The organism is Streptomyces sp. T39 (genome assembly GCF_008042045.1).
Taxonomy (GTDB): Bacteria; Actinomycetota; Actinomycetes; order Streptomycetales; family Streptomycetaceae; genus Streptomyces.
Genome location: NZ_RDBP01000010.1, coordinates 1 through 14,556, shown reverse-complemented (window position 1 = coordinate 14,556; position 14,556 = coordinate 1). Strand labels below are relative to the sequence as shown.

The following is a 14,556-nucleotide window of genomic DNA, read 5'->3' as shown; positions in this document are numbered from 1 at the left end:
CGAAGGGTCGACGGGGGTGGAGGCGCAGCCTGTGCCGGTCAGCGGACCGTGGCGCCGAAGGCGGTGTCGCCGGCGGGGATGCCGTTCTCGCCGGGCTTGAACGTCTGGCTGGGGGCACCGCCGTTGGCGGTGTTCCAGGGGAAGAGGTGGACGGCGTGGCCGGCCGCGGGGCCGTAGGGCATGCCGACGTACAGACCGGCGGTCGACCCCGAGAGGCTCATACCGGCGAGCTGGAGCGGCGCGGGCTCGCCGGGGATGCCCCAGCCCGGGTCGATCCACGAGTCGGAGGCGCCGGGGGCGCCGACCATCGGGACGATGTGGACGCCGCCCTTCTCGCGGTGCTCCTCGGCCGACTCCTCACCGGGCACACCGATCGCGAGCCGTGCCGTCGTCCCCGTGGTGGTGGTGTTCGGGGACGTGTTGACGGCGGCGAGACGCTGCCCGAAGAAGTCGCCGGGCTCGCTCTCCTGCTCGACGTCCGCGGTGTCCTGCGCGATCCAGGCGATGTCGGAGAAGGTGCCGGAGGCGGTGACCCGGAAGATCTGCACGGCCCCGGTGTCCACGGTGGACGACAGGTCCTCACCGGGCACTCCGACCGCCAGCAGTGACTCGGTGGTCGAGGTCGCGCCGGCCGGCCGGTGGGGGACCATGGCCAGCGCCGTGGCGAAGCCGTCGCCGAATTCCTCGGCGCCCGTGACGTCGCTCTGGTCCTGGCCGAGTCCGAAGAGCGGCTTGGGCCAGCCGGACACGAGGGTGTGGCTGAACACGGTGGCGCAGCCCGCGAAGGTGGTGGTGGAGAGGGCTTCCCCGGGCGAACCGATCGCGAAGTGCGTCGGCGTCGCGGCGACCGACGCGCCGAAGCGGTCGTCGGTCTCGGCGCCGCCGGGCACCGCGCCGCCCGCATTCTCGAAGTCCTGGTTGATACCGGCGACCGTCTGCCCGGTTCCGTGGATGTAGACCGCGCCTCCGGCGTCCTCGACGGTGCCGATGGATTCGCCGGGGATGCCCGCGATCAGGTAGGGCACTCCGGCGGACGTCCTGCCCGCGGCCAGTGCGTACCCGACCCAGTCGCCCGCCTCGGCGGCGCCCGAGAGGGTCCGGCCCTCGCCCTGGATGTGCTCCTTGGGCACCTTGCCGCCGTTGAAGCCCGTCGCCGAGCCGTAGACGATGTGGACGGCTCCGGCGTCGGCCGCCGTGCCGATGTCCTCGTACGGCATGCCGACGGCGAGGTCGGCGCAGCCGTCGAGATCCGCGTCGTAGACGGCGAGGGAGAAGCCGTACCGGTCCCCCGCCTCGGGCCCGCCGGGGACTCCGGGCGAGTCCTGCGTGAGTTCGTAGGTGCCCTTGCCGCCGCCGTAGACGATCCGGACGAGACCGGCTTCCGTCAGGCCGGCCACGGTCGCCTCGGGGTCGGCGATCGCCGTGTCGCGGATGCCGTCGCCGTTGAAGTCGGACTCGGCGCCGGAGCACGCGGCGGCCGCCGCGACCGCCCCGGGCGCGAGGCCGAGCGAGGAGAGGGCCAGGACGAACGCGCTCGCGGCGAGGGCGGTCCGCCGCCGGGCCGGCCGCGGTCTCGGGAAGGTCGGTCTGCTCATCGGGGTGATCCCTCTCCCCGGCGCGTGCTGCCTCGGCGGCAGACGGCGGGTCGGTGTCGAACGGAAGGAAAGGAAAGAAAGGAAGAGGAAAAGGAAGGCGGGTGGGGCAGCGGCACCGCCGCCCCACCCGCCTCGAAGGGCCTTACATGTCCGGCAGGGCCATCGGGTTGGCCATCTGCTGGATCGCGGTCTTGTCGGCGGCTCCGCTGTAGACGCGGACCTCGTCGATCGCGCCCGCGAAGTACTCGCTTCCGCCGCCGAGAGCCGAACGGCCCACCTGGAGGGCGCCGGTGGCGGCCCACAGGGTGTCGTCCGAGCCGTGCGCGATGTCGGCGAGCATGCCGTTCACGTACAGGCGGATCTCGTTGGCGAAGGCGTCGTAGACGACCGCCAGGTGCTGACCGGCCGGGTCGGTGTCCGGCAGTTCCTGGTCGTCGGCGAACGTCTTGACCGTGGCGCCGGCCGCGTCGGTCTCGGAGACCGCGAGCTCCCACATGGGAGGCGTCTCCGCGTCCGCCGCGGGCCGGTAGCGCACGGCGAGACGGTTGGCCGCCGTACCCGGCAGCGACAGGACGGTCTGCGCCTTCGCCGGGTCGATCGTGGTGAGCATCGTCCGGGCGGTGAGCGTGAAGCTCGCCGCGCCGGTGACCGGGGCGGTGGCCGTGGACGCGTAGTCCCCGTCACCGTCGAGCAGCAGGTGACCGGCGCCCACCATCGGGAACGGGTCCGGCGACAGCGGGTCGGTCGGCGCGGGCATGATGCGGGAGTTGCCCGCGAGGGTCAGCGCCTGGCCGGCGCCGGTGTCCGGGGAGGTCGCGCCGGACTGCGCGTCGAGCTGCCAGTAGTTCTTGCGCTGGGGCTTGACCGTCATCATCTCCGCCACCTGGGCGGCGGGCAGGACGCGGTCGAAGACCCGGACCTCGGCAAGGTCACCGGCGAAGTTGTCGCGGTAGCCGCTCTTCGCCGTGGTGCGGCCGATCTGGAGCGGGCCGTAGGACTTCCACACCGAACGGCGGGCGGCCGTGCCCTTGGAGTCCTTGTTGATGTAGAGCCGCAGCTCGGACTTGGTGGCGTCGTAGACGCCGGTGAGCAGCACCCACTGGTCGGGCACGACCGTGACACCGGTGGCCACGGCCTTCCACTCGCCGAGCGAGTCGACATCGGTCACCGGGACGGAGAACGCCCAGGTGCCGGCGGTCTGGTCGTAGCCGAGGGTGAAGCCGGGCTCGCCGGTGCCGTCCTGGCTGACGATCGCCATGTCACGCGTCGGGGTGCCCTTGGGGCGGACCCAGGCGCTGACGGAGAAGCTCTTCGAGGAGTCGAGGACGGTCTCGTTGACGTCGGCGTAGGAGGCCGCGGTGCCGTCGAAGCGGGCGGCCGCGTCGGCCTTGCCGCCGGGGCCCTCGACGCCGAAGGTGACACCGGTGCCGGCGTCGGCGGCGAACGCACCCGTCTCGTCGTGCGCCTCGGTGCTGGTCGGCGCGTCGGCGAGGTTCCACTGGGCGGCGACCGGGGTGCCCTCGGTGACGAGGAACTCGTAGTGCGCCTTGGTGCTCGGGTTCTTGGCCTTGTCGACGGCGATCACGTCGACCCAGTGGCGTCCGGAACGCGTCGGCATCCAGGTCACCGTCGCGGGACCGCCCGCGGAGGTGGCGGGCACGGTGGTCGCCGGGGTCGCGGTGCTGTCGAAGGCGTACCGGTACTCGACGATGTCGGTGTCCGGAACGCTGTCGTTCGGGTTGGGCGTGAAGGTGAAGGAGCCGTAGGTGCCGACGCCGTCGTGGTAGACGCTGTCGGACGGGTACTGCTTGGACAGCACGTTCGGCTTGCCCGGCAGCGTGGCGTCGTACATGAACTCGCAGCGCACGCTGTCCCCGTCGTAGCTCCAGGGGCCGTAGCCGTCACCGTCGGTGGCGCGTGCGCTCCAGTAGATGACGGTGTTCTGCGGGATGGAGGACTTCACCGTGTGCGTGAACTTGGTGCCGGATGTCGGCGCCAGCCACGACGGGGTGAGGTAGGTGTAGCTCTTGGCCTCCTTGGTCACCGGATCGGTCCAGTCGACCTTGAACTCGACCTTCACCTTGTCGGTGCTGCTGGAGGTGTGGTCCGGGTCGCTGGCGATCGCCTGGAGCTGCGGGGGCTTCTCGGCGTAGGGGCGCCCGGCGCCCGAGGTGCAGATGCCGCCCGGGTTCTGCGACAGCGCGGTGATCTTGCGCGGCAGGTTGTTGTAGCTGATCGACAGGTACGCGTTGCCGCAGATCCGCTTCCACTCCGGAAGCCGGGTCTCGTCGGAGGCGCGCAGACCCAGCGTCATCGAGGACCAGCCCTCGGCCGCAGCGGTCTTCACCTCGCTCGTCAGCTCACCCGTCGCACCCGACTCGAAGTGCAGGTTCGCCTGGCTGGAGCAACTGGTGGGCGAGATCGCCTTGTCGACGGTGCCGATGTGGTCGGTCCAGTCGTCGGACGCGCTCGACCAGCTCGTCGAGGAGGTGATGCTGTAGTTCTTGCCGCCGATGCGGTAGAGCCGGATCGGCTCGGCGGTCGGCGAGGCGCTGTAGATGTGCTCGACCCGCGCGGAGAACGTCGCGCCGAGGATCTGCTTGCCCTTGTAGAACGACATCGGCATGGTGAACAGCAGCCGGCGCACTCCGACGCCGTTGCAGGAGACCGGGCTGTAGTCGGTCGGGCACTTGCCCACACCGGCGCTGCCGGAGTACTTCCAGTCCTGCTCGCCCGGCATGCCCGACATGATGCCGGTCCACGCCGTGCGCGAGGTGGTGCGCTGGATCGGGTCGATGACGACCGGGAAGACGGTGTCCTTGCCCTTGAGGAGCTTCTGGTCCGGGACCAGCGACAGCTTGCCCTTGCCGATCTCGACGCCCAGCGGCGAGGTCTTCCCGCCGCCGCCGGGACCGGCGAGCGCCGGCTCGGGGGCGACCGACGGGGCCGGGTCCGCGTCCGCGCCCGCCGCGGCGAGCGCCTTGGAGACGGCCTTCGGGCCCTGCTTCCTGGCGGCCGCTTCCTTGACGGCGGCCGAGTCCCACATCACGGGCCTGCCCGCCTCGAAGACGGTGCCGCCCACCGCGGCGTCCTCCGCCTTCAGCGCGCCCTTGGCGTCCTCGCTGATCTTCAGGCCGTCGGCCTTCAGACCGAGGTCCAGCCGCGCCAGCCGCGGATCGGCCGCGGCCTCGGGCGTCCTGACGACCAGCAGGTGTCCGAAGCCGTCGGCCTCGGCACGCACCGCGAGGTCCACACCGGGCAGCGCGTCCCGGTAGGTGGCCGTGTCACCGTCGAGGACCGGCGCCGGCAGCTTGCCGTGCGGCCAGGTCAGCGACAGCTCGCGGCCCGCCTGGTTCATCGTGACGAACGGCTTGCCCGCCGTGCCGTCGGAGAACTTCAGGTCCACCGCGGTCGCCTTGGGCACGACGCTTCCGTCCGCGGCACGCCGCAGCGTCCGGTCGATGTCGACCCACGAACCGTCCTGGAAAGTGCGGATCGGGTCGGTGTACTCGCGGGCCGTGAAGGTGCCGTCCGGCTGGGCGTAGATCTCCCGGCGCGCGTTGCGCATCCCGAGGATCTCGACCTGCTTGTTGCTCTTCTTGGCGACGGCGAGGGCCTCGGCCTCCGTCTGCACCGGGGTGCCGGTGCCCACGGCCTCCTGCTTCGGTGCGGCGTCGGTGCCGCTCCCGTCCAGCGGCAGGGCGTTGAAGCCGCCGGTCAGTACGGCGCCGGCGGCGGCCGCGGCTATCGCGGCGCGCAGCAGGATGCCGCGTGGTGTGCGTCTGGACATCTGTCCGTTCTCCTTGTGTTTCATCAGCGGACCGTGGCGCCGAAGGCGGTGTCGCCCGCGGGGATGCCGTTCTCGCCGGGCTTGAACGTCCGGCTGGGGAAACCGCCGTTGGCGGTGTTCCAGGGGAAGAGGTGGACGGCGTGGCCGGCGGCAGGTCCGTACGGCATGCCGACCAGCAGTCCTGCGGTGCTGCCCGACAGGCTCAGGCCCGCGAGCTGGGTGGCCGCGGGCTCGCCGGGGATGCCCCAGCCCGGGTCGATCCAGGCGTCCGAGGCGCCGGGGGCGCCGACCATCGGGACGATGTGGACGCCGCCCTTCTCGGGGTGTTCCTCGGCCGACTCCTCGCCCGGCACGCCGATCGCGAGCCGTGCGGTGGTGCCGGTGGCGGTGGTGTTCGGGGAGGTGTTGACGGCGGCGAGGCGCTGGCCGAAGAAGTCGCCCGCCTCGCTCTCCTGCTCCACGTCCGCGCTGTCCTGCTCGATCCACATGGTCTCGGTGAAGGACGTGGCGGAGAGCCGGAAGACCTGTACGGCTCCGGCGTCGACGGTGGACTTGAGGTCCTCGCCGGGGACGCCGACCGCCAGCAGCGACTCGGTGGTCGAGGTGGCTCCGGATGCCCGGTACGGGACCATCGCCACGGAGGTGCCGAAGCCGTCGCCCACTTCCTCGGCGCCGGCGATGGTGTCCTGGTCCTGGGCCATGCCGAGGAGCGGCTTGGGGTGCCCGGAGGTGAGCGTGTGGTTGAACACGGCGACACCGCCGGCGAAGGTGGCGGTGCCGATGGCCTCTCCGGGGGTGCCGACCGCGAAGTGTGTCGGGGTGGCCGCGAGGGACGCGCCGAACCGGTCGTCCGTCTCCGCGACGCCCGGCACCGCGCCGGCCGTCTCGGTGTCCTGGTGGTTGCCGACGGCGGTGGCGGCGTCGTTCTGGACGTAGAAGAAGGCTCCGGTGTCCACGGCGGTGCCGATGTCCTCGCCGGGGGCGCCGATCAGGAGGTAGGAGTTGCCCGCGGACGTCCTGCCCGCGGCCAGGGCGTACCCGGTCCAGTCGTTCGCCTCGGCGCCGCCACCGAGCGGGGCACCGTCGCCCTGCTTGTGCTCGCGCACCGCCTTGCCGCCGTTCAGACCGGCGGTGGAGCCGTAGACGATCTGCACGAGCCCCGCGTCCGGGGTGTCCAGGTCCTCGTACGGGATGCCGACGGCGAGGTCGCTGCATCCGTCGCGGTCGGCGTCGTAGACGGCCAGCGCGAAGCCGTACCCGTCGTCGGGCTCGGCGGCGCCGGGTACGCCGGCGGTCTCCTGCGACAGCACCATGGTGCCCTTGCCGCCGCCGTAGTCGATGTGCACGACCCCGGCGCCGGGCATGCCGTTGACCGTCGCCTCCGGGTCGGCGATCGCGGTGTCGCGGATGCCGTCGCCGTTGAAGTCGGACTCGGCGCCGGTGCAGGCGGCGGCCGCGGCGGCGGCCGGGGAAGCCGGTCCGAGCCCGAGCGCGCCGGCGGCGGTCAGGACGAACGCCCCGGCGGTGAGCGCCGTTCGTCGTCGTAGGGCCCGCGTTCGCGGGCGGAGCGGTCTGATCACTGTGATGGTTCCCTCCCCTGGTGCGGTTCCGGCTCGTCGGGCCGGGGTCCGTGGTGGCCGCGGCCCTGCCGGGTGCGGTCGGCCGGCCCGGCCGGTGCACGGCACACGTGTCCCCGGCCCCCGGCCCCTGGGCGGCTCTGCCTCCGGGGTGGGCCTGCGGACTGCTCGGGTGACGGTGCTGCCGGGGGCCGGCTGCCCGGGGCCCCGCACGACGCGGTCGCACGGCCCTGGACGGGGCCGGGACGTGCGGACGGGACGGAGCCGGGCAGGGCCGCCCCCGGGCACGGTGTTCGGCACGGACCGCCGGGTGTCACCGGGGGTCGCGTTGCCGGGGGCGGCGGCCGGTAGGTCAGCTCAGGAGTGCTCCGAAGGCTGCGTTCTCGGCGGGGATTCCGGCCTCACCGGGCCGCCAGGTCCGGGTCGGGGCACCGCCGTTCGGCGTGGTCCACGGGAAGGCGTGGACGGCCCGGTTGCCGGCGGGGCCGTAGGGGACGCCGACGTACAGCGCGGTGGGGCTCGCGCCCAGGCCCAGGCCGAGGAGCGTGCGGGGCGCGCGGACGGCGGCCGGGATGCCGTCGCCGGGGGCGATCCAGCTGTCCCCGGTGCCGGGGTCGCCGAGCAGCGGCAGGATCTGCACGCCGCCCTCCTCGGGGAACTCCTCGGTGGACTCCTCGCCGGGGACACCGACGGCCAGGCGCATGGTGGCGGCCGTGCCGGGCGCGGACGGGGAGGTGTTGGCCGCGGCGAGCCGCCGGCCGAAGAAGTCGCCGGGCTCGGCCTCTCCCTCGACGCCGGGCTGGTTCTGGTCGATCCACCGCAGCGGTGTCACGGTGCCGTCGGCCTTGATGTGGTAGGTGTGCACGGCCCCGGCGTCGACGGTGGTCGCGAGGTCCTCCCCGGGGACGCCGACGGCGAGGAGCGAGTCGGTGTTCGAGGTGGCCCCGGCGGGCCGGTAGGGCGCCATCGCCAGTGCGGCGCCGTACTGGTCGTCGGTCTGGGCGGTGGTGTCACCGGTGCCGGTGCGGCCCTGGCCCATGCCGAAGAGCGGGTCGGGGATGCCGTAGGTGTTGATCGACGGACGGAAGGCGACGACGCCGCCGGCGAACTCCCGGTTGCCGCTGCTGGTGGCCGTCGACTCGCCGGGGGCGCCGACCACGAAGTGCCGGTCGGTGGCGGCGATCGAGGCGCCGAAGCGGTCGTTGGGCTCCGGGTCCTCCCAGACGCCGGTGCTGTCCTGGGCGACGTGGGCGACGTCGTACCCGATGCCGTAGACGTAGTGGAACATCCCCATGTCCTTGCCCTCGCCACCGTCCTCGCCGGGGGCGCCGATGACCAGGAAGGGGATGTTGGTGGCCGAGCGGCCCGCGGCCACGGCGTAGCCGACCCAGTCCTCGGCCTCGTAGCCGCCGGCCAGCTTGCCGTCGGAGCCCTGCCGGAAGCCGACGGTGCCGAGCCCGCCGCCGGTGACGCCCGCGGTCGAGCCGTGGATCAGATGGACGAGCCCGGCGTCCTTGACGGTGCCGACGTCCTCGAACGGGATGCCGACGGCGATGTCGCTGCATCCGTCGAGGTTGGCGTCGTAGACGGCGTAGGAGAAGCCGAACTGGTCGCCTTGCTCGGCAGCGTCGGAGACGTCGGGCGAGTCCTGGGACAGCAGGAAGGTGCCCTTGTCCCCGCCGTAGACGATGTGGATCTGTCCGGCGCGCTCCTTGCCGGAGACCGTGGCCTCCGGGTCCGCGATCACGGTGTCGCGGATCCCGTCCCCGTTGAAGTCGTGCTGTGCCCCGGCGCAGCCGGCGGCAGCGGCGGCCGGTGCCGCCGGCACCACCGCCTGTCCGAGCAGTGTGGCGGCACCGGCGATTGCCAGCGCGGCCACCCCGCGTCGTGTACGTGTCGTCGCACGCGGCATGTTCCCCCCACCCCGCAGATCCTCCGTTCCGTCAGAAACGGCACGGAGGCGATCAGTTGAACGTTCCACGACCTTGGTCCCCCCACGGCCGCAGAAGCGGAACGGGACTATTCCATGGCGAGGGCACAGCGACAAGGCCCGATGTCGGACATGGCCTCATCAGCGGCAATCACGGATTCGTCACACCCGTCACACGGCGCGGTCATGATTCGGTCACACCCCGGACACCATGACCGGAAACCGGACAACGCGAACCCGGGCGGATGCGACCGATGTCACGGTGGACGCCGCGGGAAACCGCATCGCGAACGCCGAGGGCCGCCCCCGCGAGCGGGAGCGGCCCTCGTCCTTCTGCCGGTCGTTCAGATCATCCGGAGCGCATCGCCCGGGTGCGGAAGACCACGGGATCCAGCAGGAACCCGGGTTGGTTCCCGGTGAACCGGGAGACCCCCACCGCCACCTTGGAGCAGACGACCCAGCCGAGCGAGTCCTCGCCGCGCAGCACCAGGGTGAGCAGCGGGTTCGGCCGCGGCTTCAGCACCCCCGTGGCGGCGATCTCCGCGAGGACGGTCTCGTCCGCCGTCTCCAGACTGAGCCCCCGGAAGGACCTGCCCACGTTCAGCCGCTCCACCGCCTCGAAGCGGAGGCCGAGCGGCTCGTCGTCGATCCCCTGCCCGCTGGGGGTGCGGAGGAGCAGCTGCGAGTGCCCGATCCCGTACGTCCACAGGCTGAAGCGGAGCGGACTGGACCACAGGACACGCCCCGGGGCGTGCGGCTCGTCACTCAAAGGGGTTCGACACCTCTCTTCCCTTCCGGTACCAGGTGACCCGGCTCCAGGCACCCGAGGACTGGCTCAGCCGGTACATCTCCCAGCGGGTGGCGCCCTGCATCTCGGGGGCCGGCTTCAGGTCCTTGCCCAGCTTGGCATAGGCGACGGGGTCGTCGATGCCGTCGAGGTTGACGTGGATCCTGGTCTTGCCGTCCTTCAGGAACTTGTTGACGTGCTCGTACCACCAGGAGTCGTCGTCCCACTCCTTGTACGTGGTGGCACCGCGCTCCATGGCGAAGATGTCGAGTGCCATGTCGTCGCCGTCGACATCCTGCTTGCCGAGCGCGATGTCGTCGCAGTTGTGGACGAGGACGGGTGTCGTGCCGGCCGACACGTAGTAGGCGTGCACCCCGGCGACGGTCAGGTCGTGGGTGCGCTGGCGCCGGTCGAAGAAGTCCTTGCCGGTGACCTCGACGCGCTTGCCCTGCGGGGTGAGCAGCTCCATGCCCGGGCGCAGGTCCCCGGCCTCGACGAACGCCCGCTCGGAGGCGACCCAGAACGGGTGGGTCACCGTGGAGGTGAGCGCGGCGGGGCCGGCGGGGGTGACGACGGACAGGTCGACGAAGTGCTTGTCGTCCTCCGTGACGATGGTCCGCACGACCTCGCGGGCCGAGTTCTCGCCCGTGCTCGGGTCCGTGACCGTGACCATGTCCCCCAGGGCGACGTCGGCGATGGGTCTGCTCGACCCGTCCGCCATCAGGACCTGGGCGGCGGGCAGGAACGAGTGGTTCTCACACGAGTCCTTGTCCCGTTTCCGCTTCTTGTCCGTCTTCGCCTTCTTGGACTTCTCCAGGGCGTCCTTGGCGTTGTCGACCCGCTTCTGCGTCTTGCGCAGATTGCTGATCGAGTCGTAGAGGTCGTCGATCAGGGTGAGGGCCTTGTAGACCTTCTTGCTCTTGACCAGGATCTTCACCGCGGAGCCGAGGAGCAGCGAGGCGACCTCCGCGGCGGCCTTCAGGCAGGTGCCGACCCCCGGGTTCGACGCGCAGTCCTGGAGCGCCGTGACACCGACGATGTCCTTGACCTCTTCGATGATCTTCTCGGTCACCTGGGAGACCTGGTACTCGGCGTAGGCGTGGTCCGCCTCGGCGGCCGCGACCTCCTTCTCCTCCTTGGAAGGCTGCGGCTTCGGGTCGCCGAACTCCCAGCCGTTGGGACCCATCCGGCAGGTGATGAGACCTTCCCAGCACTCCGCGGGGATGGCGCCCGTCGGGTCGGAGAACGTGACGGGCGAGTTGTTGGCGTACGCGTAGCCGTTCATCTGCTGGGCGTTGCCGAAGTCGATCAGCGGATCGACGGAGATGAACTTGCCCAGTCCGGCGTCGTACTCACGGGCGCCGAGATTGGTGAGCCCGGTGTCGGCGTCGGTCGTGCCGCCGACGAAGCCCTTGCGTCCGGCCCAGGACGTGGGCTCCGCCCCGCGCGCGTTGCCGTACGGGTCGAAGCGGCGCTGGGTCGCACTTCCCGTCGTGGCCTGCACGCTCAGGTCGCCGGTGCCGTGGTGGTCCGACGACAGGAACGTGACCATGTTGTCGTCGGTCCGCACCGCGACGTCCTGCCCGGCGTGCGCGTAGGTGCGCGTGGCCTGGGCCTTGGTCGCACCGGCCGGCAGGTGGAGCTCCATGCCGGGCAGGTAGAGGGTGGTGCCCTCGCTGTCCTTGCGCTTCAGCCGGTCGCCGTCGGGGCCGTACAGGTACGTGGCCCGGGTGGCCTCGTCCGCCGGTGTGGTGACGTCGTCCGGCCGGTCGACCTGGGTGAGCTTGCCGCCCGCGTCCCAGGTCAGGGTCTCGGTGTTGCCTCCGATCGTGCGGGTCTCCATGTTGCCCGCGGCGTCGTAGCCGTAGGTGGCCTGGCTGTCACCGGTCGGGGTGTCCGACACGACCTTGGTCACCGCGTGCGGTCCGGCCGGGCCCTCGCCGTAGGTGAAGGTCCGGGTGACGTCCTTGGAGGCGTCCAGACCGGTGTCGTGGGTGATGTCCTGGGTGCGGTTGCCGACCTCGTCGGTCCGGTACGACTTCCAGTAGGCGGCCGGTCCGCCGAGGGCCTGGCTGCCCGGCGCCGCCGAGCAGGCCGACGGCACGGTGCCGTCCACCGGGGCGGTGGTGCCGGCCGTGCCGGAGCCGGTGGCCGCCGCCGTGTTCGCGCCGGGGGTCCATGCCTCGGACAGCCGCCGGTTCTGGTCGTACTGGAAGCACTGCACGTCGGGAGCCGCGGCGCCCGAGCCGATGTCCGACACGGCCAGGACGTTTCCGGCCTTGTCGTAGCTGTAGCCGGTCTCCTTGACGGGTCCGGTCGTGGAGCCCGCGACGTCCACCACGGCGCGGGTGACACGCTTGGTGCCCCGCTCGTAGTCGAAGGTCTGCCAGACCTTCTTGCCGCCGGTGTTCAGTTCGAGCTGGAGCAGGTCGGTCGTCGGCGACCAGGTCGTCCCGGTGACGTAGGTGGACAGGCCCTCCATCGTCACGGGCCGCTGGAGCTCGTCGTAGCCGTAGCGGATCACCTCGGCGGCGAGCCCTCCGGCGGCGGGCAGGCCCGCGGTCTGGATGGTCCCGTCCCGGTTGTAGGTGTTGGTGAAGAGGTAGGTGCCCGCGAGCGCGCCCTCGGATGCGGGGACGATGTGGGCCGTCTTCATCGGGCGGTACTGGTCGTCGAACTCCTGCACCGCGGTCCCGAAGTACTCGGTCGCGCCGGTGTACCGCAGCGAGGCGTACTGCTTGCCGAGCGCCCCGGTGCGGTCGTAGCGGTTCTCGGTGAGCTTCTTCCCCGCCGACACCGGCCCGTCGTACGTGGCCGTGGCACGGCCGACGGCGTCGTAGGCGGTGGTCACCTCGGTGCCCCGGCCCTCGTGCCGTACGGAGACCACCCGGTCGGCGTCGTCGTAGCCGGTGATCGTGGTGCCCGCGTCGGGGTCCACGGACTTGATCTTGCGGCCCCGCTGGTCGTACTCGAAGGACCAGACGTTCTGCTGGGCGTCGGTGACCGTCGAGAGCTGGCCCGACGGCGTGTAGGTGTACCGGGTCGACGTGTAGGACGACGGGCCGGCCGACAGCGGGCTGCCGCTCTGGTACTGGCGCTGCTCGGTCACCTGTCCGTCCACGTCGGTCAGCGAGGTGGACACGACGCCGCCCTGCGGCGGGACGCTGTGGGTGCGGTCGCCCTCGTGCACGGTGGTCGTGCGCCACTGCTCGACGCCCGCGACGGCGAACACGGCCGCGGTGGCCCGCCCCATGTCGTCGTATTCGTACAGCTTCTGCGACTCGACCTCGCCGTTGCGCACGACGAGGAGCTGGTCGGACGCGGCACCCGCGGCGACATAGGTGTCGTACGAGGCCTTCAGCTTGCCCCGCGCGTCGTAGAACGTGTCGGCCACCAGCCGGGTGCCACCAGGCCCCATCGCCTGCTTCTGGCGCGCCCTCAGCATGCTGTCGTAGAGCGTGTACTCGGCGGTGTAGGAACCGCTCTCCTCGACGATCTCGGTCTTCACCGCGAGCGGCGCGTCCTTGCGGACGAGGTAGCTGTACTTGGTGTTCGGGGTCTGGTTGCTCGCCTTCTTGCGGTCCTGGAGCCAGACACCGGTGATGCGGCCGAGACCGTCGAAGGTGAGATCGGTGCGCTTGCCGTTCGGGTCCTGCTGGCCCTTGGACTGGCCCCAGGCCGGCTCGTAGTCCGTGATGCTCGCGTGACCGAGGACGTTGGTCGCCTTCGTCTGCGTGGTCAGACCGTTGACCATGGTGTACGTGGTCGTCGTGCGGCCGGAGCCGGGGGTCGTGGCGGAGGTGGGACGCCCGTAGGAGTCGTAGGCGTTCTTGAAGACCTCCTGATACACCGGCGTGGTGCCGTCGTGCGACTTCAGCCGCTCCGACGACGTCTCCAGTCCGCGGACCGGGGCGGCGCCGTGGGCGAGGCTGTCGTAGTACGTGCGGATGTCGGAGAGCACCTGCCTCTTGCGGTCCGGTGTCGTGCCGCAGGCGACCGCGACCTCCTCGACCCGCTTCACACGGTCGAGGAAGTTCTGCTCACCGGCGGTGTTGTCCGCGTACCAGGTGCGGGTGCAGGTGTCGTCCTTCGCCGCGGCGGCCTTCTCCGCCTCCGTCGCGCTCGCCGGGACCACCAGACCGAAGTCGTCGACCTGGGTGACACGGCCGGTGCCGGTCGCCGTGTCGTAGGAGGTCTCCGAACGGGACTCGCGCCAGCCGCCGGCCTTCAGCGCGGTGAAGCCGCGCGTGACGGTCGGCTTGACGAGGGTGGAGCGCAGGGTGCCCCAGCTCTTGGTCTGGGTCGCCGCGTGGTGCTTCCACGGCTTCCTGATCACCTTGGTGGCGACGGCGCCGTCGTTGAAGACCTGCGCCTCCAGCTCGAAGCCGGTGAAGTCCTCGTCGTCCGTGTACACCGTGCCGGTGGAGTCCGTGACCGTCGCCTCGACGGTCCCGCCGCCGGGCTTCTTGTCGCCGTCGCGGCCCTGGAGGTAGGTGTAGTCGACCCGGCTGCGCTGCTTGTCCTCGGCGCCGCTGGTGACGGTGACCTTGCCGTAACCCTGCCACTCGCCCCAGGTCAGGAACTCCGCCGGGGTGATGCCGTCGGCCTTGGAGTGCCGCCAGCCGGCCGGACCGTTGTAGGCGTAGCGGGTCACCATCTTGTCGCCGCCGCCGGTGCGGTCGGTCTCGACGATCTCCGCGACGACGTACTTGTGGAACCAGTCGTCGATCGGGTCGATGTTGCCGGGCGCGGCCCACTTGACCGGATAGCAGCGCTTCGTGGACTCACCGGGCTTCGGCAGGGCGGAGGCCGTGCAGTCCGCCGGCGCGAAGTTGATGTCGAGCTGGGCGCCGGTCTCGCTGACCACCGTCACCAGC

The 14,556-nt window shown here is 71.4% G+C and carries 6 protein-coding genes; all 6 read right to left on the bottom strand.

Annotation, left to right across the window (positions count from 1 at the left end; genetic code table 11):
* Positions 1-38: 38 nt before the first annotated feature.
* On the bottom strand, positions 39-1,595 hold the full coding sequence (locus EAO77_RS00785) for a VCBS repeat-containing protein (RefSeq protein ID WP_222723639.1): 1,557 nt from the start codon (positions 1,593-1,595) through the stop codon (positions 39-41).
* Positions 1,596-1,737: 142 nt separating this feature from the next.
* Positions 1,738-5,385 (bottom strand): LamG domain-containing protein, encoded by a 3,648-nt coding sequence (locus EAO77_RS00780; protein ID WP_147986213.1) that lies wholly within the window; start codon positions 5,383-5,385, stop codon positions 1,738-1,740.
* A 23-nt stretch (positions 5,386-5,408) separates the two neighbouring features.
* Positions 5,409-6,965: an FG-GAP repeat domain-containing protein gene (locus tag EAO77_RS00775; protein ID WP_261993749.1), complete on the bottom strand. Its 1,557-nt coding sequence runs from the start codon at positions 6,963-6,965 to the stop codon at positions 5,409-5,411.
* 349 nt (positions 6,966-7,314) lie between these two features.
* On the bottom strand, positions 7,315-8,841 hold the full coding sequence (locus EAO77_RS00770) for a VCBS repeat-containing protein (protein ID WP_261993748.1): 1,527 nt from the start codon (positions 8,839-8,841) through the stop codon (positions 7,315-7,317).
* Positions 8,842-9,241: 400 nt separating this feature from the next.
* Positions 9,242-9,661 (bottom strand): hypothetical protein, encoded by a 420-nt coding sequence (locus EAO77_RS00765; protein ID WP_147986211.1) that lies wholly within the window; start codon positions 9,659-9,661, stop codon positions 9,242-9,244.
* On the bottom strand, positions 9,654-14,556 hold a 4,903-nt coding region (locus EAO77_RS00760), incomplete at its 5' end, for an RHS repeat-associated core domain-containing protein (protein ID WP_147986210.1). The genes EAO77_RS00765 and EAO77_RS00760, both read right to left, overlap by 8 nt.